General features: G+C 50.4%; 24 protein-coding genes. 21 read left to right on the forward strand and 3 right to left on the reverse strand.

Annotated elements, in window-relative coordinates:
• From WC959_07810 to WC959_07845, 8 genes are all read left to right on the forward strand, one after another.
• Entirely contained in the window at positions 1 to 1,296 is a 1,296-nt protein-coding gene (locus WC959_07810) for a PHP domain-containing protein (protein ID MFA5689038.1), read from the forward strand.
• 80 nt (positions 1,297 to 1,376) lie between these two features.
• Entirely contained in the window at positions 1,377 to 2,456 is a 1,080-nt protein-coding gene (locus WC959_07815) for an SDR family NAD(P)-dependent oxidoreductase (GenBank protein MFA5689039.1), read from the forward strand.
• Between the two features lie 210 nt (positions 2,457 to 2,666).
• On the forward strand, positions 2,667 to 3,938 hold the full coding sequence (locus WC959_07820; protein ID MFA5689040.1) for a zinc-binding dehydrogenase: 1,272 nt from the start codon (positions 2,667 to 2,669) through the stop codon (positions 3,936 to 3,938).
• Between the two features lie 60 nt (positions 3,939 to 3,998).
• Complete coding sequence (locus WC959_07825; protein ID MFA5689041.1) at positions 3,999 to 4,613, forward strand: inorganic pyrophosphatase; 615 nt, start codon at positions 3,999 to 4,001, stop codon at positions 4,611 to 4,613.
• A 371-nt stretch (positions 4,614 to 4,984) separates the two neighbouring features.
• Complete coding sequence (gene cimA / locus WC959_07830) at positions 4,985 to 6,586, forward strand: citramalate synthase (protein MFA5689042.1); 1,602 nt, start codon at positions 4,985 to 4,987, stop codon at positions 6,584 to 6,586.
• A 108-nt stretch (positions 6,587 to 6,694) separates the two neighbouring features.
• Positions 6,695 to 9,370 carry a valine--tRNA ligase gene (locus tag WC959_07835; protein ID MFA5689043.1) on the forward strand — a complete coding sequence of 892 codons (2,676 nt, stop codon included), beginning with the start codon at positions 6,695 to 6,697 and terminating at the stop codon, positions 9,368 to 9,370.
• Between the two features lie 112 nt (positions 9,371 to 9,482).
• Positions 9,483 to 10,364: a lipoyl synthase gene (gene lipA, locus WC959_07840; GenBank protein MFA5689044.1), complete on the forward strand. Its 882-nt coding sequence runs from the start codon at positions 9,483 to 9,485 to the stop codon at positions 10,362 to 10,364.
• A gap of 5 nt (positions 10,365 to 10,369) precedes the next feature.
• Positions 10,370 to 11,113, forward strand: coding sequence for a glycosyltransferase family 2 protein (locus WC959_07845; GenBank protein ID MFA5689045.1), 744 nt, complete (start codon positions 10,370 to 10,372; stop codon positions 11,111 to 11,113).
• Between the two features lie 45 nt (positions 11,114 to 11,158).
• Here the strand turns inward: WC959_07845 and WC959_07850 are convergent, their stop codons facing one another.
• Complete coding sequence (locus tag WC959_07850) at positions 11,159 to 12,073, reverse strand: DUF368 domain-containing protein (GenBank protein MFA5689046.1); 915 nt, start codon at positions 12,071 to 12,073, stop codon at positions 11,159 to 11,161.
• 30 nt (positions 12,074 to 12,103) lie between these two features.
• Between WC959_07850 and WC959_07855 the strand changes: the two genes are divergently transcribed.
• The 13 genes from WC959_07855 (at position 12,104) to WC959_07915 (ending at position 22,945) form a co-directional block, all read left to right on the forward strand.
• Positions 12,104 to 12,445 (forward strand): NifU family protein, encoded by a 342-nt coding sequence (locus WC959_07855; GenBank protein ID MFA5689047.1) that lies wholly within the window; start codon positions 12,104 to 12,106, stop codon positions 12,443 to 12,445.
• A 45-nt stretch (positions 12,446 to 12,490) separates the two neighbouring features.
• Positions 12,491 to 13,855 (forward strand): argininosuccinate lyase, encoded by a 1,365-nt coding sequence (argH, locus tag WC959_07860; protein ID MFA5689048.1) that lies wholly within the window; start codon positions 12,491 to 12,493, stop codon positions 13,853 to 13,855.
• A 619-nt stretch (positions 13,856 to 14,474) separates the two neighbouring features.
• Positions 14,475 to 15,647 (forward strand): right-handed parallel beta-helix repeat-containing protein, encoded by a 1,173-nt coding sequence (locus tag WC959_07865; protein ID MFA5689049.1) that lies wholly within the window; start codon positions 14,475 to 14,477, stop codon positions 15,645 to 15,647.
• A 148-nt stretch (positions 15,648 to 15,795) separates the two neighbouring features.
• Entirely contained in the window at positions 15,796 to 16,821 is a 1,026-nt protein-coding gene (locus tag WC959_07870; GenBank protein MFA5689050.1) for a hypothetical protein, read from the forward strand.
• A gap of 421 nt (positions 16,822 to 17,242) precedes the next feature.
• Positions 17,243 to 17,458, forward strand: a complete 216-nt coding sequence (locus WC959_07875; GenBank protein ID MFA5689051.1) for a hypothetical protein — start codon at positions 17,243 to 17,245, stop codon at positions 17,456 to 17,458.
• Positions 17,455 to 17,571, forward strand: a complete 117-nt coding sequence (rpmJ, locus tag WC959_07880; protein MFA5689052.1) for a 50S ribosomal protein L36 — start codon at positions 17,455 to 17,457, stop codon at positions 17,569 to 17,571. Before WC959_07875 ends, rpmJ begins: the two co-directional genes overlap by 4 nt.
• Positions 17,572 to 17,588: 17 nt before the next feature.
• On the forward strand, positions 17,589 to 17,990 hold the full coding sequence (rpsM, locus tag WC959_07885) for a 30S ribosomal protein S13 (GenBank protein ID MFA5689053.1): 402 nt from the start codon (positions 17,589 to 17,591) through the stop codon (positions 17,988 to 17,990).
• Positions 17,991 to 18,205: 215 nt separating this feature from the next.
• A complete protein-coding gene (gene rpsK / locus WC959_07890; protein MFA5689054.1) occupies positions 18,206 to 18,568 on the forward strand; it encodes a 30S ribosomal protein S11 in 363 nt (120 codons plus the stop codon).
• A gap of 83 nt (positions 18,569 to 18,651) precedes the next feature.
• Entirely contained in the window at positions 18,652 to 19,632 is a 981-nt protein-coding gene (locus tag WC959_07895; protein ID MFA5689055.1) for a DNA-directed RNA polymerase subunit alpha, read from the forward strand.
• 18 nt (positions 19,633 to 19,650) lie between these two features.
• A complete protein-coding gene (rplQ, locus tag WC959_07900; protein ID MFA5689056.1) occupies positions 19,651 to 20,031 on the forward strand; it encodes a 50S ribosomal protein L17 in 381 nt (126 codons plus the stop codon).
• A gap of 96 nt (positions 20,032 to 20,127) precedes the next feature.
• Entirely contained in the window at positions 20,128 to 21,105 is a 978-nt protein-coding gene (gene pta, locus WC959_07905) for a phosphate acetyltransferase (GenBank protein MFA5689057.1), read from the forward strand.
• Between the two features lie 17 nt (positions 21,106 to 21,122).
• A complete protein-coding gene (locus tag WC959_07910; GenBank protein ID MFA5689058.1) occupies positions 21,123 to 22,334 on the forward strand; it encodes an acetate kinase in 1,212 nt (403 codons plus the stop codon).
• Entirely contained in the window at positions 22,334 to 22,945 is a 612-nt protein-coding gene (locus tag WC959_07915; protein ID MFA5689059.1) for an exonuclease domain-containing protein, read from the forward strand. The genes WC959_07910 and WC959_07915 overlap by 1 nt, the downstream gene beginning before the upstream one ends.
• Positions 22,946 to 22,981: 36 nt before the next feature.
• Here the strand turns inward: WC959_07915 and WC959_07920 are convergent, their stop codons facing one another.
• Together WC959_07920 and thyX are read right to left on the reverse strand one after the other, a co-directional pair.
• Entirely contained in the window at positions 22,982 to 23,689 is a 708-nt protein-coding gene (locus tag WC959_07920) for a hypothetical protein (protein MFA5689060.1), read from the reverse strand.
• Between the two features lie 98 nt (positions 23,690 to 23,787).
• Positions 23,788 to 24,621 (reverse strand): FAD-dependent thymidylate synthase, encoded by an 834-nt coding sequence (gene thyX / locus WC959_07925; GenBank protein ID MFA5689061.1) that lies wholly within the window; start codon positions 24,619 to 24,621, stop codon positions 23,788 to 23,790.
• Positions 24,622 to 24,692: the final 71 nt, after the last annotated feature.

The following is a 24,692-nucleotide window of genomic DNA, read 5'->3' on the forward strand; positions in this document are numbered from 1 at the left end:
ATGAGCTTAAATTCCAAATCAGTTGACGAGCGTTTAGCTGTGGTGCGCGCCCTGGGCGAATCTGTGAAAGCCGGAGTGAAGCAGACGGAAGAGGTAAATAATCACGTTCATACGATTTATTCATTCAGTCCGTACTCGCCAAGCGAAGCAGCTGTAAAAGCAGCACAAGCGGGTTTGCAGACTGTCGGCATTATGGATCACGATTCCGTTGCCGGTTGCGCTGAAATGCTGGAAGCATGTAAAGCAGTGAATATCGCCAGCACCGCCGGCTGTGAAATCCGTGTGAATATGGACGGTACGCTGGTTGCAGGACGCAAGACGAATAATCCGGATGAATCGAATATCAGTTATATTGCGCTGCACGGAATTCCGCGCCCGCAGTTCGCGTCAGTGCAGAAATTTCTGCAGCCGATTCATACCGCGCGCATTGCGCGCGACCGTAAAGAAGTTGAAAAGCTGAATGAAATTCTCACTGCGCGTGGTGCACCGGTGTTGGATTTTGACCGTGATGTCGCAGCAATTTCTGAAGCGGCGAACGGCGGTTCGATTACGGAGCGTCACATTCTGTATGCACTGTCGCTGAAACTGATTGCTATGTTCGGCAAAGGTGCGCCGCTGATTCAGTTCATTGAATCGCAAATGCAGATTTTGCTGCCGGAAAAATTAAAAACGCTGCTGAACGACGAAACGAATCCGCATTATGCATACGATCTGCTCGGCGTGTTTAAATCGGCGCTGGTTCCGCTGTTTTTCATTCCATCCGGCAACGACGAATGTATTAACGTGCGCGACGCGGTGAATTTTGCAAACCGCATCGGTGCAATTCCGGCATACGCCTATCTCGGTGATGTCGGCGAGTCGCCGACCGGCGACAAAAAAGCTGAAAAATTTGAAGACGATTATCTCGACGAGTTGATTCCTGAGCTGAAAAAAATCGGCTTTAAAGCAGTGACGTATATGCCGCCCCGCAACACGAAAGAGCAGCTGCTGCGGTTGCAGAAACTTTGTCGAGAAAATGAGCTGATGGAGATTTCCGGTGTGGATGTCAACAGTTCGCGGCAGTCGTTTAACTGTCCGGAATTGCTGGAGCCGGAATTCCGGCACTTGATTACGGCAGCATGGGCGCTGATCGCGCACGAAAAGCTGGCGGCAGAAAATCCGGCGCTGGCGCTGTTCAGCCTCGAAAATCCGCTCGCCGGAAAACCGTTACAGGAACGCATTGAAATTTATGCTGACATCGGTAAACGGATTGATCATAAACATCCGGAAAGCGCTGTAACATTAATTGATTTTTAATTAACCGAAAAAGAACGCAAAGAACGCAAAAATGATCCGTTTATATCCGTGTAATCCGCGATAAAAAACGAGGAGCAAAAATGAATCGTAAAATTTTAGAAATGGCACTACTGCTGCGCGGGCTGTCGTTTGACGGCGAGAAGGGCGATATTGTTGTGTTTAAAGCGCCGCTTGATCGGGCGGATCTCATTTGCCGTGCAGATGAACTCGCTGAAAAATTTAAACCGGACATGCGATCAGTTATCGTCGAGGATATCGGCGGGTTTCTGCTCGGTGAAGATTATGATGCAGCGGCGAACGGCGCTGAAAATCCGGAGAAAGTGACGGGCCGGGCCGGTGTGGTGAATAATAAAGTTTGCGTGGTTACCGGCGGTGCGCAGGGTTTCGGCGAAAGTATTGTACGTGAACTGATTGCCGCCGGTGCGATTGTATTTATCGCGGATATGAATGTTGCCGGTGCCAAAAAGCTGGCGGCGGAATTAAATTCCGTCGCAGAGAAAACGGTGGCATTTGGCGCGGCGGTGAATGTGACGGATGAGGCGTCAGTGAAAGCGATGGTGGATGAGGTCGTTTTAACCGCCGGCGGCATAGACCTGTTTATCAGCAACGCCGGCGTTTTGAAAGCCGGCAGTGTGAAGGAAATGTCGTTGAAAGATTTTAAATTTGTGGCGGATGTCAATTACACCGGCTTCTTCCTTTGCACCAAATACGCCGCGCCGGTGATGGCGGCGATGAATGCGGCAAGCGGGAAATATTACACTGATATTATTACGGTGAGTTCAAAGTCGGCGCTTGCAGGTTCGAATAAAAATGGCGCATATGCCGGGTCAAAATTCGGGACGATCGGGCTGGTGCAGAGTTTTGCGAAGGAGCTGGTGAACGATAATATCAAGGTGAATGCAGTCTGTCCCGGAAACTTTTTTGACGGTCCGCTGTGGAGCGATCCGGAACGCGGCTTGTTTGTGCAGTACTTAAATGCGGGCAAGGTTCCCGGCGCAACAACAGTGGCGGACATAAAACGGTTTTATGAAGCGCAGGTGCCGATGAATCGCGGTTGTGACGGCAGTGATGTAACAAAAGCGATTCTGTATGCGGTTGAACAAAAATATGAAACCGGCCAGGCCATTCCAGTGACCGGCGGTCAGGTGATGTTGAATTGATTGTTTGACCGGATAACAGGATGTTCGGGATAAAAAATATCCAGTAGTAAATCAAATAGTGGATTATTTAACGGTAACGGGAAAACCTGCAGAATTAATTTTGAATTTTTCGGGAAAAAAGGTGAGATGAAACGTAAAGTAAGAGATTAAAAAACATTGGATTAACCGGTGAATATCCTGTTATCCTGTCAAAAAATAAGGAGTTAATTTATGAAGACAAAAGCAGTGCGTTTATACGGCGAAAATGATTTACGGTTAGAAGAGTTTGAGCTTCCAGCAATTAAGGAGTCGGAAATCCTGGCAAAGGTGGTTTCGGACAGCCTTTGCATGTCATCATATAAGGCAGCAGTACAGGGCGCAAAACATAAACGTGTACCGGATAATGTGGCTGAAAATCCGATTATTATTGGACACGAATTCTGCGGTGAGCTGATTGAAGTCGGCGCAAAATGGACTGACCAGTTTAAACCCGGACAGAAATTTACAATTCAAACAGCGCTGGCAGATGAAAATGGGCCGATCGGTGTTTTATCGGCGCCGGGATATTCATATCAGTATGTCGGCGGCAATGCACAGTATGTGATTATTCCGGAAGAGGTGATGAAAAATAATTGTCTGCTGCCGTACAGCGGTGATGCGTTTTATCTCGGTTCTCTTTCTGAGCCGATGTCATGCATTGTCGGGGCGTATCATGCAAATTATCATATTAAACCCGGAACATACGTTCATAACATGGGCATCAAAAAAGACGGAAGCTGCGCGATTCTTGCCGGAGTCGGTCCGATGGGGCTGGGTGCGATTGATTATGCGATTCATTGCGACCGGAAGCCGGCGCTGCTGGTTGTGACTGATATTGACACTGCGCGACTGGCACGCGCAGAGTCACTCTTTTCCGTCGAAGATGCGGCGAAAAACGGGGTGAAGCTGATCTATGTGAATACGGCGGAAGAGGACAAAGGTGTCGATTATTTAAAATCGCTTACGCCGGATGGCGGCGGTTTTGACGATGTATTTGTGTATGCTCCGGTGCGGTCGCTGGTGGAACAGGCGGATAAAATTCTCGGATTTGACGGCTGTCTGAATTTCTTTGCCGGTCCGACGAATCCAGAATTTGTTGCTGAATTTAATTTTTACAATGTTCATTATGCCGCAACTCACATTGTGGGAACCAGTGGCGGGAATAAAGATGACATGATTGAATCGCTGCAGATGATGGGCGCCGGACGACTCAACCCGTCGGCCATGATCACACACGTCGGCGGACTTGATGCCGTGGCAGAAACGACGCTGAATCTGCCGAATATTCCCGGCGGGAAAAAACTGATCTACACGGGCATCAGCATGCCGCTTACGGCGCTCAGTGACTTTGCAAAGAAGGACTGTCCGCTGTGCGGGGAACTGGCAAGGATTGTTGAAAAACACAATGGTCTGTGGAGCCCTGAAGCGGAGAAATATCTGCTGGAAAATGCGCCGGCCATCTAGGTATTGACGATTTCGGATTGCCGATTTAAACAACCGGCAACAAATAACCAACAACGGAATATGTCTTTCCCGAAAACATTTTATCACTGGCGTCCGCATCCATGGCACGGTCTGGATTGCGGCAGTAACGCGCCGGTGGTGGTGAATGCGTATATTGAAATGACGCCTTTTGATTCGGTGAAATATGAAGTGGATAAAACCACCGGATATCTGCGTGTCGACCGTCCGCAGTTGACATCATCAATGCCGCCGACGCTGTACGGATTTATTCCGCGCACCTATTGCGGCATGCGTGTGCAGCAGCTTTCGCCGTCATCTGAAAAAGGCGACGGCGATCCGCTCGACATTTGCGTGATCACCGAGCGCCCGATTAACCGTGGTGAAGTGATTTTGCGCGCACGCATTATCGGCGGTGTGCAAATGATTGATGGCGGCGAAGCAGACGACAAAATTATTGCCGTACTGCACGAAGACCGTTTCTGGGCGAATGTAAATGATCTTGATCAGGTCCCTCAGATTCTGCGTGACCGCCTGCAACATTATTTTGAAACCTATAAGCTTACACCGGGCGGTGAAACCAATGTACAGATCAAAGAACTCTATAACGCTGAACGCGCCCGTACCGTTGTTGAAGCAGCCCGTGCTGATTATACCGAAATGTACGGCGGATACTAATGGATCAAAAACGCCAACCGTCTACCGGTGTTACAAAAATATCCCTTCTCCCTGAAGGATTTACTGTGCACATTTTCCGCCGGTGAAAGATGTAAAAGTGATGGTTACAAATCGACAAGGCTATTGACAGTGCCGGTTTTTTGGGTAGATTACACAGCCATGAACCTGAAACACGACAGAATATTTTTTGCGCCGGCGAATGCCGCCGGTGTTTTCTGCGTGCCTGTAACTGCTGTTATTTGCCAGATTATCAGCATTCAAATTATTATTTCTTAACAAAACTCCGTCGGTATCTTTATGAATTTTCCACCGGACGGGAGTTTGATTCCGGCCGGCCCTTGTGTACTATAACTAATTCGAAAGTGAACAAAATGAATGCAAAAAGAGTAACCGTATATGACACCACACTGCGTGACGGCGCACAGGCGGAGGGGGTCTCGTTTTCTGCCGCGGCCAAGGTTCAGATTGCAAAACGTCTGGATGATTTCGGCGTGGCGTATATTGAGGGCGGCTTTGCAGCGTCAAACCCGAAGGATATGGAGTTTTTCCGGCTGATAAAAAATGAAAAACTGAACCATGCTAAAATTGCGGCATTTGGGTCAACGCGCCGCGCCAATGTTGCGCCGGAAAATGACACCGGGCTGAAGGCGCTGCTGGAGGCGGATACGCCGGTGTGTACAATTTTCGGAAAAAGCTGGCTGCTGCATGTAACAGAGGTTTTGCAGACGACGCCTGAGGAAAACCTGGAAATGATCCGGTCGAGTGTGCGGTTTTTAAAAGAGCGCGGCAAAGAGGTGATTTTTGACGCCGAGCATTTTTTTGACGGGTATAAGGATGATCCGGAATATGCGCTGGCCGCGCTGAATGCGGCGGCAGATGCCGGTGCGGATTGTTTGTGCCTGTGCGAAACAAACGGCGGCACACTGCCGCACGAGGTTGAGGCGATTACAGCGGCAGTAGTGAAACAGTTTAAAACACCGGTGGGAATTCACACGCATAATGACAGTGAATGCGGTGTGGCCAATGCGCTGGTGGCGGTGCGTGCCGGTGCGGTTCAGGTTCAGGGGACAATGAACGGGATCGGCGAGCGCGTTGGAAACTGTAATTTAATCTCGGTGATTTCGAATCTGATGCTGAAAATGGGCTATGCGTGTCTGCCGGAAAAATCAAATCTGAAGCGGTTGCGTGCGCTGTCGCACTTTATTTATGAGCAGGCAAATATGCGGCCGTATACGAAACAGGCGTTTGTCGGCGACAGCGCGTTTGCACATAAAGCGGGCATGCATGTAGATGGTGTACGCAAGGTGGCGCACAGCTTTGAACATGTAAACCCGGAGGCGGTGGGTAACCAGCGCCGGATTTTGATTTCAGAACTTTCCGGCGCAAGCAACATAATTCTCAAAGCGATTGAAATGGGAATCAATGTGGATCGCAAGTCGCCGGAAATCCGCGAAGTGCTGAAGCAGCTGGAGCAGATGGAAAAAGAGGGCTACGAATATGAATCCGCCGATGCATCGTTTCAGATGTTAGTGAAGAAAGTGCTGAAGAAGCACAAGTCGTTTTTCGATTTCGAAAGCTTCACGGTGATAGTGGATAAGCAGGACGCGCGACCGGGCTGCCGCTCAGAGGCAACGGTGCGGTTGCGCGTGAACGGCGAGAGTGTTTCGACGATGGGAACCGGTGACGGTCCGGTGGACGCACTTGACCACGCGCTGCGCGATGCACTGGTAAATTTTTATCCGGCAATTGCCGGTGTTGTACTGACAGATTATTCGGTACGTATTCTCGATCCGGAAGAGGCCACGGCCGCGAAAACGCGCGTACTGATTGAGTCGAGCGACGGCGAAAAAACGTGGGGTACGGTCGGTGTTTCAGATAATATTATTGAAGCCTCGTGGGAGGCGCTGGTTGACAGTGTTGAGTATAAGCTTTTCCTGGAAGAAGAGAAAGTGAAGAACGGAGCACCGGAATGACGGGTTGTGAAATACTCGCGATGATGGGATATTGTTTCCGGGGATTCCCCTTGCTTCACGACTCCGGTCTTTCGCGATTTCACCATTTCAGTGCTCTCCGGAGTTAATATGAATAAACTGTCTAAAACCTATGAAGCCGCCAGTGTCGAAAATAAGTGGTACGCCGCATGGCTGGAAAGCGGAGCGTTTCACGCTGATGTGAATTCGACGCAGCCGCCGTGGAGCATTGTGATTCCGCCGCCGAATGTCACCGGAATTCTGCACATGGGACACGCGCTGAACAATACGATTCAGGATGTGCTGACGCGCTGGCACCGCATGCAGGGATACAATGCGCTGTGGGTTCCCGGTACCGATCACGCCGGCATTGCAACGCAGAATGTGGTAGAGCGCAAGCTCGCGCAAGAAGGCAGAAGCCGCTACGACTTCACGCGCGAAGAATTTATTGCGCGGGTCTGGGAATGGAAAGAGCAGTACGGCAACACGATTGTAAATCAACTCAAAAAACTCGGTGCATCGTGCGACTGGGACCGCGAGCGTTTTACGATGGATGAGGGTCTGAACAAAGCGGTGCTCGAAGTATTCTGCCGGCTGTATGAAAAAGGGCTGATCTATCGCGGCAACCGGATTATTAACTGGTGCCCGCGCTGTGCTACCGCGCTTTCTGACGAAGAAAGCGAGCACGTTGAAAGCGAAGGTGCGTTGTATTACATCCGTTACGCGCTGAAAAAAGGTAAAGGTAAAGTGACCGTGGCAACGACGCGTCCGGAAACGTTGCTTGGTGACGTTGCGGTGGCTGTCAGTCCGCGAGATCAACGTTATTCCGATTTAATCGGCAAAGCATTACTTCTGCCGGTGCTCGGCCGTGAAATTCCGGTCGTTGCTGATGAGTTTGTTGATCCGGCATTCGGTACCGGTTGCGTGAAAGTTACACCGGCGCACGATCCGAATGATTTTGATATCGGACAGCGCCACAACCTGCAGCCGGTTAATGTGATGAATCCGGATGGTACAATGAATGCAGAGGCCGGGCCGTACGCCGGCCTGGATCGTTTTGAATGCCGGAAACGGCTCATCGAAGATTTACGGTACGGCGGCGTACTTGAAAAAATTGAAAAGCACATGCACTCAGTCGGGCACTGCTACCGCTGTTCAACGGTAGTCGAGCCGCGCCTGTCACCGCAATGGTTTGTGGATATGAAACCGCTGGCAAAACCGGCGATTGAGGCAGTGCGCAGCGGCCGCGTAAAGTTTGTGCCGGAACGCTGGACAAAAGTTTATCTCGAATGGATGGAAAATATTCGCGACTGGTGCATTTCGCGCCAGATCTGGTGGGGACACCGCATCCCGGTGTTCTACTGCGATGCGTGCAATCATCAGTGGGTCGCCAAAGAAAGCCCGGCGGCGTGTCCGAAATGCAGTTCCAATAAAATCCGGCAGGATGAAGATGTACTCGATACGTGGTTTTCATCGGCGCTCTGGCCGTTCAGCGTTTTCGGCTGGCCGGATCAAACGGAAGATTTAAAACGTTTTTATCCGACAAACACGCTCGTCACTGCACCGGATATCATCTTTTTCTGGGTCGCGCGTATGGTGATGACGGGGCTTGAGTTCATGGGCGAGGTGCCGTTTGATACCGTGTATATTCACGGCATCGTGCGCGACGAGCAGGGACGTAAAATGAGCAAAAGTCTCGGCAACTCGATTGATCCGATCAGCGTGATTGACAAATACAGCGCCGACGCACTGCGGTTCAGTTTAATGATGCTCACCGCCACCGGGCAGGACGTATACATCAGCGATGAGAAATTTGAAGTCGGGCGCAACTTCTGCACCAAAATCTGGAATGCCGCGCGTTTTATGCAGATGAATGCGACATCCGAAGCAGTGATTGATCCGGTACAAATCGATTTCAACATCATAGAGCTGAGTTCCGACGATCAGCACATCCTCTCTAAGCTGAGCGAAGCAATTCGTAACACCACCGGTCATCTTGAGCGCTACCGGTTTAACGATGCTGCGCTGTCGATGTATGATTTCATGTGGCATCACTATTGCGACTGGTATGTTGAATATTCAAAAGGCGTGTTCCGCAGCAGTGATGCCAAACGCAAACAGGACGTTGAGCAGGTGATGCATTATGTATTCTCCACTGCGCTGCGTCTGCTGCATCCGTTCATTCCATTTATCACCGAAGAACTGTGGCATGGCATGGGCTACAATGTTTCCGTTGACTCTATTCAGGTTGCCGAGTGGCCGCATGCGCTTTCGTATGAAACGCTGAAAACGTGGGGCATTGACAGCGCGACGGTGAACTATGTGGATGCAAAGCACGATCTGATTCGCGTTGGCCGTACACTGCGCAGTGATTATACTCTGACGCCGAAACAGCTGGCAAAATTTTATATTCGTCCGGCACAGGATCGCATCGGCAAACGTCTAATTGAAGACATTCAATCTGTTGCCGGACTGCTCGGCGCAGAGAGCATTGACGTCGATCGCGACTTTATACCGGCCGGCGCAATGCCCAGTGGAATCAGCCAGCTTGGAACCGTGTATATGTCTATTGAAGGACTGATTGACACGGACGCCGAAATTGCAAAACTGAAAAAACAGCTCGAAACAGTAGAGAACGGTATCAGTGGAATCACCAAAAAACTTTCCAACGAAAATTTTGTCAGCAAAGCGCCGGCGGAGATTGTCGCCGGCGAGGAAAAACGCAAAACCGAACTGATCGAAAAGCGTGAAAAACTGCAAAAGCTGCTTGAAACACTTTCAGCCTAAAAAATTAAATTGCGAATGAACATGCATGGGATGTAGACACGACCCTCTGCAGCAGTTACGCAAGAGCAGGATATTTTTTAAACAGGAAACCGCAAAGGACGCGAAGAAATAAATGAGCGGCACAGCACAATCCGGAAAACTGAAACCGAAAGTGCAGCGGCTGCCGGAATGGATGCGGCGCCCGATTGCGACGGATCAGAATTATCCGGATGTCAGCAGGCTTTTATCCAGTCTGCAGTTGAATACGGTTTGCGCGAGTGCGAAGTGTCCGAACCGGCACGAATGCTGGAATCGCGGTACGGCAACGGTGATGATTCTCGGCAATACCTGTACGCGTAACTGCCGGTTTTGCAACGTGAATACCGGCCGGCCGGACCCGGTTGATCCGGACGAGCCGGCGCGCGTAGCGGAAGCAGCACAGCGTTTAAATTTACGGCATGTTGTAGTTACGAGTGTAACGCGTGACGATCTGCCGGACGGCGGCGCATCCGCATTTGCGGCGACGATTCGCGCGGTGAAAGAGCGGCTTGCCGGTGTATCGGTCGAAGTGCTGACTCCGGATTTTATCGAGCATCTGGATATTGTTTTAGATGCGGCACCGGATGTATTTAATCACAATCTCGAAACGGTGAAACGCCTGCAGGCGGAAATCCGTCCGCAGGCCGGCTATGAGCGGTCGCTGGCGACGCTGCGTAAGGCCGCGGAGCGGGGCGGATGCCATGTAAAATCCGGTTTGATGCTTGGCCTGGGAGAAACGGATGATGAAGTTTTCGAATGCCTGTGCGATCTGTATGCCGCCGGAGTTCGGCTGTTAACGCTGGGGCAGTATCTGGCGCCGACGCGCGGGCATCATCCCGTTGACCGGTTTATTTCACCGGCACAGTTTGATGTATTTGCGGCAGCGGCGCGAAAAATGGGCTTTAAAGGTGTTGCCGCCGGGCCGCTGGTGCGTTCATCATACCGGGCAGACGAACTGATTGAGCGCGACGGGTAAGGAAAATGCCGATTATTGCACAGTATAAAAAGGTGAACCGCATCGCAGTGCTGCTACCGGCATTTAATGAAGAGCTGACGGTCGGCGGAATTGTTGCACAGGCGAAGCGGTATATTCCGGACGTGATTGTAATTGATGACGCCTCGACGGATGCCACGGTACGTCAGGCTGAATCCGCCGGCGCAACCGTTGTCCGCCGGAAAAGTAACGGCGGCAAAGGCGCCGCACTGGTGGAAGGCTTTAAATATATTCTGGCACAGAACTTCGACGCCGTCATAGCGATGGATGCCGACGGCTTTCATGACCCGCACGAAATTCCCAAATTTCTGGAAACCTATCATCGTACGCACCTGCCCGTGCTGATCGGCAACCGTATGGCGGATGCGCGTCATACACTGTCGACCATCCGCCGGTGGACGGTGCAGTTAATGAGCTACAGCCTCGACCGGTTTCTGAATGTGTATATACCCGATCCGCCGTGCGGGTTCCGGTTTTACCGGTGCGATGTGCTGCCGTTTCTGCTGGAAGAATCCACCCTGCCGTCGGAATTTGAGACACTGATTAATGTTGCCGCGCGCCGGATCGGCACCGGTTCCGTGCGTATTTCGCGCCGGATTCGCAAGCACAAAAGTTTTATCTCGCCGCTCCGCGACCTCGTCCGGTTTGCACGCGTGCTGTTCCGTTATTATCAGCGGCGGCGCAGACTGCGCAACAGTGCTCGCGTGAAGCTGGTCCGGGAAGAAGTTTGAGCAGCCGCCGGACAACGCCGGTTTTTGACATTCAGACTATTCCTCTTATCCCTTTTCTTTCTGCGCGCTGAAAGTTTCAAGCAGCGAAAGAGTGATAACTCCGGCAATCATCATCGCAATCGCGATGGCAGTTTCCATCTCCGCCGGCGGCAGGAAATAATCGTAGCCGATTACTTTTTCTTTCACATTTCCGGCGGTTTTAAAGACCTGTGTAATTTCACTTTTCCACGGCCATAGAATACAGAGCGATCCAAAAATAAATCCGGTAAGCAGTGAAATGGTTGCGTCGTGGAATTTCTTTAAAATCCAGCCGAGAAAGTGTGAAAACGCCAGCAATCCGATTGCAGCGCCGGCAGCAACCGGAATCAGAATTTCAAGCCGCAGGTTCACTACCGCATCAATCATGATCAGCTGATAGTTCCCCATCAGCAGCAGCACATATGAGCCGGACAGTCCCGGCAGAATCATACTGCAAATAGCAATGATGCCGCAGAGAAACAGATAAAAAACGGACGCGTTTTCTTCCGCCGGCGGCAAAAATGCGATGGATGCCGCAGCGGCGGTTCCGGCGGCAAAAAAAATAATTACACCGGCGGAAATCCGGCGGACTTTGTTCATCACAAAAAAAACAGAGGCGAGAATCAGTCCGAAGAAAAATGACCAGACATACAGTTCATAGTTTTCAAACAGATAGCTCAGCACGCGGGCAAATACTAAAATACCGATAAAAATTCCGGCGCCGACTGCGCTGAGAAACCAGAAATTAATGTGGTTCAGCAGCGCTTTAATTTTTCCGGTGAGGAGCAGTTTCAGCGCGGTAAGATCAAACGAGCGCAGCGATTGAATCAGTTTTTCAAAAATTCCGGTGAGCAGGGCAATCGTTCCGCCGGAAACGCCGGGGATAACATTGGCGGCACCCATCAGCATGCCTTTAACTGCATTAATAATAAACTCACTCATAAATCCCTTTCCAGTTCATACGGAAAACCGGTGACGCTAGTTGGTGCGGTGGAAAAAGTCAATGTAGCTGTTGTCAGGGTTCCATTGATGCGTTACATTCACCGCAAATTCAAAGGAGTGTTTATGACCGATCATGAAATTCTCGATGCCTCTGAAAAGCTTTTTGCTGAAGAAATCAATCCGGCGCTCGCTACACACGGCGGCGGCGCAACCATTGCCACCGTGAAAAACGGCAGAGTGTATGTCGAACTGCAGGGCGGGTGCCGCGGCTGTATGGGTGCGCGCATGACCATGAAGAATGGAATCGAACGCCTGCTGAAAGAAAAAATCCCGGCAGTCATTGAGGTAATCGACGCCACAAATCACGGGTAATCGCTGTTATGTTGACTGTCGGTCTGAACGCCGGATAAACACCTTATGAAAATACAAAAAACGACAGTGGGTGCAATTGATTCAGATGTGCTGGCGTTTACGGCAGGACGCGATATTGAACTGGATATGAACCTGATTGCGGCGGACTGCATCGGTACGGCGGCGCATGTGACCATGCTTTCAAAAATGAAAGTTAAACCGGCGCTGATTACGGAGGCGGAACGCAAAAAAGTGATCGGGGAATTGAATGAGGTGTTACGAACCGCCGCCGCTGGAAAATTTAAAATCCGGCTGGCAGATCAGGATGTACACCTTGCGGTGGAGCGCACGCTGACGGAAAAACTCGGAGATCTCGGTAAAAAAATTCATACAGCCCGCAGCCGTAACGATCAGGTCGCGGTGGATTTGCGTTTATATTCGCGTGAACAGATTTTAAATGCACTGGAAGAGGCGGCGGCGCTGATTGCGGCGCTGCTGACGTTCGCCAGGAAAAACGAAACGGTGCCGATGGTCGGCCGGACGCACATGCAGCCGGGTATGCCGTCGTCGGTCGGGCTGTGGGCGGCGGCACACGCTGAAAGTCTGCTGGATGATTGTGCACTGCTGGTGAGTGCCTACGAATTGAACGATCAGTGTCCGCTTGGCTCGGCAGCGAGTTACGGCGTGCCGCTGCCGATTGATCGTGAACTTACGGCCGGGCTGCTCGGATTCAGCCGTGCGACGCATACGGTACTGTATGCGAATAACAGTCGCGGCAAGCTGGAAAGCATCATTCTCGGCGCGATGAGCCAGGTGATGCTGTCGCTGTCACGTCTGGCGCAGGACCTGATGATTTTTACGATGCCGGAATTTAACTATTTTACACTGCCTGATGGACTGACCACCGGCAGCAGCATTATGCCGCAGAAAAAAAATCCGGATGTGATCGAGCTGGTGCGTGCCCGTGCATCGCGCGTGAAAGCGTGCGAGCTGGCGGTGTACGATTTGATTAAAGCCTCACCCGGCGGTTACAACCGTGATCTGCAGGAGGCAAAAGAACCGTTCATGGAGGGTATTGCCACCACGCGCGCATGCCTGCGTGTGCTTGCACCGTTTGTGCAGGCAATCAAAGTGAACAAAAAAGCGCTGCTCGCCGGATTTTCGCCGGATGTGTTTGCTACCGACCGCGCGCTCAAACTGGTGGCTGACGGTATGCCGTTCCGCGATGCGTATCATCATGTAAAAAATAATCTTGGCGAACTGGTGAATGTAAATCCGGTTGATGCCATCCAGCAGAAAATACATCTCGGTGCGCCGCTCGGCATTAAGTGGAGCCTGTTGAAAGACCGCATGAAAGCTGTGAACGAAACGGTGCGCGAAGAACGCCGGTCGATTCGCGCTGCGATTAAAAAACTGATGACTGTAAAGTAAAAGCGGTATATTTGTTTTTCGGTGCCGGCAATTCACCTTCCACCGCTCTTTACTATCCCCGCCGGCGGTAATGCGGCAGATTGTAAAAGCAGGTGTCCGGTTAGAGTTTTTGTTTCATGCCGCTGCTGCCTGATTGGATCGTTCTTCAGCGGTCTCAAAATTCAATAATTTTTACGGGCAGGTGTTGAGCCCTGTTTCGATTTCCTGGATCATTTTTTACTGATTCGCCCCAGCCTGTCCCCTTTCGGAAAGGCAGTCTCCATAATATTTCGACATTTGTTGTGAGGCTCTCCATTCTCTGCCGTCTTATGCTGCCCTCGGCTCTAATTCATAAAGCCGTTCCATGTTCAGGCAGCGCCGTGTACCCCATTGGGTTCCGGCGATATGCCGCAACCATGTCGCGACCAGCATCAGTGCCGATTGGCCGTCCGGGAAGCTGCCCGCCACCCGGGCGCATCGGCGGCTCTCTTTTCAATTGTGCAAAACTTTTTGTACATTATCAGGTTTACTTTTCTTTCTCCCCCCGCGTATAATGTACAGTTTAGCATTACGAAATGATAGCGTTGCGAAGGGTGTAGTAATGTTGAAGCGTATGGGACACTCATAGGAGCAGTTTATAATGATGGCACGTATCTTTAAAAATGATCTGCAGCGGATACTCGCAGCCAGTACTTTGCTGGTGATGTCCGCCGCGCAGGCGTGGGCTGGCAATACCGTTCAAGTTCTATCAGGTGACTCTATTCAGGCGGCAATCGACCTGGCAGCACCTGGCGATACAATCGAGGTGGCCGCTGGCACCTATACTGAACTCATCACAATTGACAAGCAGGACCTGACACTTAAGGCGGTTGGCGCGGCGGTGATCACTTTCCCCACGGTTGCCAATGATAAGTCGGTCGTGACGATTACGGCCAGCGGGGTGGTCTTGGACGGATTTGAGATCACGACCGAGGCTGGTAATAAGGTGGTCGGCCTGATTGTGTCGGCGGCGACTGTCAGCGTGCGCAATGTAACGATTCATGATTTTGTGGGTGCTCTGATTCGCCCCAATGGTGCGCATAATCTGTTAATCGAGAACTGCACGCTCTACAACGGCAAGGACAGAAGTATTTATGGCAATGCCAAAAGCGATAATGTGACCATTAAAGGGTGCTATCTGGCGGACACCGTGGGGATTCAGATCAGGGCAGGTAACAACTGGACATTCGACGGCAACTACATTGCCGGACGCCACATCTGGGACGAGAATGTCAAATTCCCCTTCCAGAGTGCCTCGTATGGCGTGGCACTGGACGCAGGCAGTGGTCACACAGCAGTGAATAACGTAATCGTCGGTATTTCTGAAGTAGGGATTAAGGTTGAAGTTGCCAACTGTACGATTATCAACAACACGATCGCCTTTTGCCACGACTGGAAATCCTCCTATAGTTATCCGATGGTCGACCAGCCGCACAACGCTGGCAATGGCTTTGCCATCCGCTTCAAAAATGTCACGGGAGCGGTTGTCCGCAACAACAACCTCGCCTACAACTATCGCGGAATCGGGATTAACCCGGGGGCTGTGGGACCGGACGCTGCATCTGTCATTGCCTTTAATAATGTTTTTGGCGGCGAGTATGCGGGGTTGGAGGCACTGGGCTATACTGCGGGGGTGGACTGGGTGAATGAAAAGGAACCGGCCGACGGCTTTGACTGGGACCCTGGACTGGCGAGCATTAATTCTGCGTGGCAGGCCGGTCAGGCCGGTAATATCAGCGCGGATCCCAAACTGGTCTCGCTCTTCCCCTATTAACCCGCGTCTGGGGCCGGTCAGCAGCTGTATCGATGCCGGCCAGGACAAAGGCAGTCTGACCGTCGATTTTGACGGCAACCCGCGTGTGCGGGACGGTTACCGGATCGGTGCAGAGAGTGTAGATATCGGGGCGTTTGAGGCTCCGTATATGATCCCTGAGATTGTCTATATTGATGGAGAGTTTGCATCGGGTAACCGCGCGGGACAGGTCGTGGGGTACAACGCCTTTACCACGATTCAGGCCGGAATTGATCTGGTGGCAACGGGTGGTGTCGTCCGTGTGGCCGCCGGCGATTACGAGGAAACGCTGACGGTGACGAAGCCACTGGCACTTTTATCGGAGTCGGGTGCGGAAAACACGGTGATTCGCAACACCTATATGGCGGATGTGGCGACGCTCAGTGTGCTGGCAGGTCCCGTACAGGTGGGTGATGAGGGGCAGGGTTTCACGCTTGTGGGGTTTGATTCCAGTGAGGCCGGGCAGGTAGCTGTGCAGGTCGGCAGTGAGGCCAGTGAAAGTACACGGATCAATTACAATCGCTTTTCTCGTGGCAGCGGGGCAGGCGTTAGCGCGGTTGTCAACCTGGGTGACAATGAATTGGATGCGGAGAAAAACTGGTTTGATGCGGAGAGTGGCCCCACACACAGTTCGAACCCTGATGGCCGCGGTGCAGCCGTGAGTGACTTTGTCAGATTCAACCCCTGGTATACAGATAGCGCCCTGACCCAGCTGTATGAGCCCGCGGACGGGAGCGAGCAGACAACCGCCCTCGGCACCCCGCTGGCCTGGCTGGAGCAGAATGGCATTGTTCCTCCTGCAGAGGGGCCTATGGATTGGGATGCGCTTGATCTGGAGGACAGTGATGGCGATGGCATTCCCAACTGGCAGGAGTATCGGGACGGTACAGATCCCAGGGATGCTGAATCTCTGCTCAAGTTTGTGACGATCGAGTGGTGCAACGATGACAAATTCTATCTGGAGTGGCTCGGCGGTACCAACGGCTTGGGCACACCGTACGACATCGAGTTCACACCCACCCTCAATCCGGCCAACTGGCAGCGGATTGGGCAGCGCGAGCGGGTCCAGGGAGTCCATGACTGGATGAGTCCCAGCCTCATGACAACCCCCAGTGGGTTCTTCCGCATTGCGACACCTCTCTCCGCAACCGAGTAATACCGCACCGGCAACGCCTCCATCTGAGGGCCGGTGGCGATGGCCGCGCGCAGCTCTTCCGCGAAGTCTTTGTCGCGGCTGAGGTCTTGTATGAGAGAACACGTCGAACCGGAAACGGTCTCCGTCAAACGCGGTTGAGCCGGTCCGGTTTATCCGCCGGTTCATTCCCAAAGACCGCCGGCTCGGGCGCATGAAAATCAATACCCTTCGGGAGATCGAAACGTGGATCAATACCTGTCCACGAAAACTATTGAATTCTGCAACCGCCGAAGAACGGTTTAATCAGGAAATGGCAGCATGAAACACAAAACTAAAACCGGACACTTGCGTTTACAATCTGCCCCGCCGGCGGTAATGTGAAAATCTTTTAATTTCATGCTTGTACGCTTTTCTGGCAGCTGTAAAGTGTATTGTTCTAAAAATGGGTGAAAGAGAGACTATTTTACTGGACGCACGGCTGGATGCTGTGATAGATAGTCACGCTTTTCGTGCCGTATTAGGTAATGGGCATATATTCACTGCCTATATCGCAGTACGGGACCGGGAAAAGAAACCTCCGGAAAGCGGCAGTGATGTGAAGGTGGAAATGTCGCCGTACAATATGAGTGCGGGGCGGATTATTATAGGTGATTTATGAAGGTTAAGGCATCAGTAAAAAAGATCAGTGCTGACGACAAGATTGTGCGTCGTAAAGGGCGCGTATATGTAATTAATAAACGCAATCCCCGGCACAAACAGCGTCAGGGCTAAGAAGGAGCAGTTAAATTATGCCTCGTATCATTGGTGTAGATATTCCTAATAAAAAGCGTCTTGAATACGCATTGACTTATATTTACGGACTCGGTCTGGTGAAATCACGCGAAGTGATCGACAAAGCCGGCCTTGATCCCGCTAAGCGGGCGGATGCATTGAGTGCTGATGAAATCAGCAGACTGACAACTGTACTTCGTACAGATTATATTATCGAAGGTGATTTGCGCCGCGAAACGGCTCAAAACATCCGCCGTCTGATTTCAATTAACAGCTATCGCGGCATCCGTCACCGCCGCGGTCTGCCGGTACGCGGACAGCGTACGAAAACGAATGCGCGTACACGTAAAGGTAAAGCCCGTACCGTTGGTGTAATTCGCGGTAAAGAAGCCCGTTCGGCGGCAAAAGCAGGAAAATAATTTTAGTATAGGATTGTGTTATGGCTGAAGAAACCAAACCCGTAGAAGAAGCTGTAGAAGCTGTAAAAACCGTGGAGGCTGTCGAAACTTCGGCAGTTGAAGCCGCTCCTGCCGTGGAAATCGCCGGCGAAGAAAAAGAAAAACCGGCAAAACAGAAAGATATTTTTACCCAGATCGAAGGCGATCAGGAAGAGGACAATAAACCGAAGCGCCGGATGAAAGGCGCCAAGAATGTTCCTTACGGGATTGCGTTCATTAAAACGACGTTTAATAATACGATCGTTTCTTTGACTGATATGAAAGGGCAGGTAATTTCGTGGAGCAGCGCCGGCCGGTGCGGATTCAAAGGTTCGCGTAAAAGCACCGCTTTCGCCGCCACTACCGTGGCGCAGGAAGCTGCGCGCGGTGCGATTGCTCACGGAATGAATGAAGTTGAAGTTCGTGTTCAGGGTCCGGGCGCCGGTCGTGAATCCGCTGTTCGGGCGATTCAGGCCGCCGGTCTGCGCGTTTCAGCAATTAAAGATACGACACCGGTTCCGCACAACGGATGCCGTCCGCGTAAACAGCGTCGTGTTTAAACAAAAATAAAAACACCATACGAGCCGGTTAATGCCCGGTTCTGGGAGGAATAGTTATGCCAATTAGATTAGGTCGTTTCGAAATGCCTAAACGGGTCGTGAAAGACGAAACCGTTTCCACTTCCACCTACGGAAGATTTACAGCAGACCCGTTTGAAGCCGGTTATGGTCGCACGATCGGAAACTCCATGCGCCGTGTACTGCTTTCATCGCTTGAAGGTACTGCGATTGCAAATGTTGAGATTGCCGGAGCGCCGCACGAGTTCTGCACTCTGCCGGGCGTAGTTGAGGACGTCACAAATATCGTGCTGAACCTGAAGAAAGTTCTTTTAAAATCTTATTCACGCAACCCGCAGCATCTTAAAATCAGTGTAAAAGGTCCGGGAGAGGTAACTGCAGCTGACATTCAGGTGAATGAGAATGTAGTAGTTCTGAATCCCGAGCATCATATTGCAACACTGGATGCCGGCGGCAAATTTGAAGCGGAAATTGAAACCCGCATCGGCCGCGGGTTCTGTCCGGCAGAAGGCAATAAACAGGAAGATCAGAAAATCGGCGTGATTCCGATTGATTCACTGTTTTCTCCGGTCACCCGTGTAAAATATGATGTGGAACGCAGCCGTGTTGGACGCCGAACGGACTACGATAAACTGATCATTGAGATCTGGACGGATGGGCGAGTGACGCCGGATGATGCATTGACTATGTCTGCTGCGATTCTGCGCCATCATCTCGATATCTTTGTCAGCTACGATAAAGACCTGATTGAATTTGAAGCCAGTGAAAAACAGATTGATATTGAGAAAGAGGAGCTCCGTAAGAAACTTAATATCAGTGTGAATGAAATTGAACTGAGTGTTCGTGCCGCCAACTGCCTGAACAATGCCAATATTACCACAGTGGGTGAGCTTGCGCAGAAGACGGAAGCGGAAATGCTCAAGTATCGTAACTTCGGCAAAAAGTCGCTGAATGAAATCAAGCAGAAGATACAGGAAATGGGTTTGTCGCTGGGCATGACGTTCGATGCGGATCTGCTGAAGCCGCCGGCCAAAGACGGTGAATAATTTAAAAATGAGGATATCATGAGGCACCTTAGAAAAACAAAACGGTTCGGGCGTACTACCGCACATCGCGATGCGATGCTTGCGAATCAGGTGTGCAGCCTGATTCTTGACCGGCGAATCAAGACAACGCTGCCGAAAGCGAAAGCGGCCCGTTCGCTGGCTGAAAAAATGGTTACGCTGGGCAAAGCAGGAACACTGGCGGCGCGCCGCCGCGCAGTAGCGGTGCTGAAAAATCAGATGGCAGTAAAAAAACTATTTGATGAAATCGCTCCGGGATTTGCCACACGCACCGGTGGCTATACACGGATTTCAAAACTCGGGCCACGCATGAGCGATGCTTCAGAGATCGCTATTCTCGAGTGGATGGCAGCAGAAGAGTCCTCTGTCATCGAAAAGTAAGTGGAGATTTGCTGTATGAAAAAACCTCTTAAGCCCAAAGCTTAGGGGGTTTTTAATTTTTACAAATAGACTTTTAAACATCGAAAGGGTTTGGAAATGAAGCGCAGTGCATTTATTGAAGCGGTGATCAAAACCGCGCAGGCAAATCCACGTACGATTGTGCTGCCGGAAGGCTCAGATGACCGCGTGGTCACCGCTGCCAATCAGATTATGGAAGAAAAAATTTCACGCATTGTGATTATTGGCGATGACTCATTGAAAACGCGCCTAAATCCCGGTGTTCAGGTGATCAATCCGGAAACATCAGATCGATTGAATGAATATGCCCGGACATTTTATGAAATGCGGAAATCCAAGGGCATTACGCCGGAACAGGCGATGCAAACAGTAAAAACGCCGAATTATTTCGGAATGATAATGGTGTACTCTGGTGCGGCCGCTGGTTTAGTTTCCGGTGCCGTGCATTCCACTGCCGACACAGTTCGCCCGGCGCTCCAGATTATTAAAGGTGCGCGTAAAGGCGGCATGGTTTCATCAATGTTCTTCATGGTTTGCAATGGTGTACCGTACGTGTTTTCAGATTGCGGTCTGGTCGAAAATCCGACCGAAGACGAACTGGCTCAGATTGCTGTACAAAGCGCACAGACGGCAAAGCAGTTTAATATTCCGGCGACGGTGGCAATGCTTTCGTATTCAACGAAAGGTTCGGCGAAAAATCCGCTGGTCGACAAGGTGGTAAATGCTACTGCAAAAGCAAAAATATTGATTGATACCGAACTTGCCGGACAGGGTATTAAACTTGACGGCGAGTTTCAATTAGATGCCGCGATCGTTCCGTCAGTTGGCCAGTCCAAAGCACCGGGCAGCGATGTTGCCGGTAATGCGCGTGTGCTGATTTTTCCGGATTTGAATGCCGGTAATATCGGTTACAAATTAACGCAGCGTCTTGGCGGAGCGGAAGCATACGGCCCGATCCTGCAAGGGTTGAAAAAGCCGGTGAATGATCTGTCACGCGGCTGCAGCGTTGAGGATATTGTCGGTGTCGCCGCAATTACTGTTGTACAATCCCTTTAATTTCAGGAGATAAAATTATGCCAAAAAAAGTTCTGGTTATTAATTCCGGTTCGTCGTCGATCAAATACAAATTGTATCAATCCACTGCAAAAAAAAATGGATTTAAAGTGCTTGCGCAGGGCGGAGCGGAGCGTATCAGAATTTCCGGTGCGAGTGTCGACTGTAAACGTCCGGACATGGAACGTGAACATCATTACATGGATCTGCCGGATCATAAGAAAGCGATCACGGCGATTTTTGAAATGTTGACAGATCCCGAAAAGGGACCGCTGAAAAGTCTGAGTGAACTTTCCGGAGTTGGCCATCGTGTGGTTCACGGCGGTGAAGATTTTACCGCGTCGGTCTTAATCGACGGTGATGTGGTTACAGCGATTCGTAAAAATTCGATTCTGGCACCGTTGCATAATCCGCCCAATTTAATGGGCATCCAGGCAATTTATGAACTTTATCCCGAAATGCCTCAGGTTGCCGTGTTTGATACAGCGATTCACCAGACCATGCCGCCGAAAGCGTATTTATATGGACTGCCGCGTGAGCAGTACACTGTACATAAAATCCGGCGTTACGGTTTCCACGGTACGTCACATGGGTACGTGGCCAAAAAAGCGGCACAGGAGTTGCAGAAACCGCTTGAAAAACTTAAAATTATTACCTGTCACCTTGGTAACGGCGATTCGATTACGGCGTTTAATAAAGGTGTGTCCATTGATACCTCAATGGGATTAACACCGCTTGCTGGAATTTTAATGGGGACACGTTCCGGTGATCTGGATCCGTATGTTCCGCTGCATATCATGCAGACGCAGGATCTGAACGTCGAACAGGCCGCAGCCATGATGAATAAACAGGGAGGACTGCTTGGCTTGTGCGGTTTCAGCGATATGCGCGATGTCTGTAGGGGTGCAGATGGCGGCGATTCAAACTGTATCGAAGCGCTGGAATTTTTTGTTTATGCCATTCAGAAGTATGTTGGCGCATATATTGCGGCACTGGATGGCGTTGATGCGATCGTGTTTACTGCCGGAATCGGCGAAAATGCTGCAATCATCAGAGAAAAAATCCTTGCGAATTTTGGTTATATCGGGTTGAAGCTTAATAAGCGCGCCAATGAAGCAAACAAAACGCTGATCAGCACTGCCGGATCAAAAGTTAAAGCGCTGGTGATTCATACGGATGAAGAGATGGTGATCGCTTCTGATACGTTCGAGATTTTGAATGCGAAAAAATAATGGGTAAAGCATCAACAGCATACGTTTGGTTTGATACAGAATTTACATCTTTAAATCTGGATGAAGCGCACATGCTTCAGGTTGCAGTGATGATTACCGATTGCAATCTAAAACGGATTACGCCGCCAGTAGAGGATTTAAAATTTTATATCCGCCTGCCGGACGGCCTGCCTGTCAGTGACTGGGTGGAAAAAAACCTGCCGGAGCTTGTGACACAATGCCGGTCACCGGCAGCGCTGCCGGCGGATGAGGTTGACCGGCAATTAACTGCGTATGTTGATCGCTGGTGCGGGACACCGCTTAAAACCATTCAGAAGCGCCCGATTCTGGCCGGCAACAGTGTGCATACAGACTGGATGCTGGCACGGAAATATTTCCCAACGTTTATTAACCGGCTGCATTATCGGCTGCTGGATGTATCGTCATTAAAAATCCAGTGGTTTGATGTTTTCGACGGGAAAGAGTTTGATAAGGAAAACGTGTCTATCGTAAAAAAATATTTTCCGGAAGCTGATCTGAAACGGATGCAGCGGCATGATGCATATTACGATATCATAGCGTCTGCTGCCGAGCTTGCCTACTATCGCAAAAAAATGAACCTCACTGTATAAAGTGAAGTTCATTTCGATCGTCATTCTTTTGATGGATTAATCCCCGCCGCCGTCTCCGAACTCTTCAGCAAAAATCTCTTCTTCTTCCTGAGTTTCTATTTGTTGCCCCATCAAGCAATACCATATGACATATCTGGCATCCGTCAGTTCGAAGTCAGCCGCCGGCAGCGGGACGACATGACGGTCAACTCCTTCAATAAAGCTTCCGTTTGGAGGAATTGCCACCGCCCGGCCATCGCCACCAATCTTATGCGACCATCCTTTAGGAATAGCAACAATACGTTCATCTGTGCCGACAACAGTGTCGCCTTCCGGAGGCACTGCGACGGCACGGCCATCTGTTCCATACACAACCGTCCAATCTTTCGGTACAGGAATATTTCTCTTGTCCGTTCCGCAGATAGTGTCCCCATCCGGGGGAATTGCTAAACCTCTGCCGTCACTTCCAACCTGAAATGTCCATCCCGGCGGAACGGGAATCAGCCGGTTGTCGTTTCCTTTGTCGGTTTTACCGCCCGGCGGAACAGCAACAATTCGTCCGTCTGTTCCCCTTTGAAATTTCCAGTCTTTCGGGATTGAAACAAGGCGCCCGTCAGGACCGCGCTCATCTTTGCCTTTCGGAGCAAGGGCAACTTCGCGGCCATCAGCACCGCGTTTATTTTTCCAGACAGCGGGAGCAGCAAATAAATTGAATGATGATATTGCAATCATGATTGTAAAAAAAATTAACGAACGCTGTCTCATAATCCTCTCCTATGGTTACTTGAGTGACAATATCTACACTAAATCAATACAATTCTGACTGGTGAGTCATATTTTGTAAATAGTAAAATCACATAGAATTATCCTGCATAAAAATTTAATTTTTTCTTAAAATCAGCCAGCCGGCGTCCTTCCATTGGATTCGGCTTTCCGTCAAGCAGTGCATGAATAGCGGCAATCTCGTCGCTGGAAAATTTTGCACCGTTCAGAATATGCCGTTCAAAAGATTCATAAGCCAGCGGACAAACAGCTTTAACAATCACTGCAATTGCACGTGCATATTCCTGAATTTCCCATTGAGAATGATGATCCATCCGCAATTTTAAAAAGTGCAGCATATTTTTTAAATCCATCTGCCAATACCATTCCGTATATAACGAAAGAGGCAGATTGATTCGTGCCAGTTCGCGTGCAATTCCGTCGTTTAAAATTTCGGAATAATTTTTGTAACAGGCTGATTGATCTTGTTCAAGTATTTTAAGAACTTTATCCTGCAGTTCCGGCGGCACAGAATCGTTTTCACGGCCCTGTTTATTGTCGGTGCTTTGCAAGCTGATTTGTTCGCGTGGCGGCAGATAAAATTCATCTGTCATGACACTGTAACGGCCGGAAATTTCATTCAACCGGGCGGTGCGGTGGCGAATCCATTGCCGCGCGACAAAAATTGGCATCTTGCAGTGCAACTCAAAAATAACGTGTTCGAATGGTGATGTGTGTTCATTTCTCAACAGGTAATCAATCAGCCCGGCATCTTCCCTGACTGTTTTAGTGCCTTCACCGTAAGAAACACGGGCTGTTTGAACAATCCGCGCATCACCGCCCATATAATCAACCAGCCTGACGAATCCCTTATCCAGCACTGGAATCTTTTGATCAAGAAGCGCTTCCGCTTCGGGGACAATAATATGTGCCATAAATATAGAACTCCTGATGAAATAATTTGCAGATATTATGTTAAACGAGGAGATGATTCAATATTTATCAG

It is taken from the genome of Kiritimatiellales bacterium (genome assembly GCA_041656295.1).
Lineage (GTDB): Bacteria > Verrucomicrobiota > Kiritimatiellia > Kiritimatiellales > Tichowtungiaceae > Tichowtungia.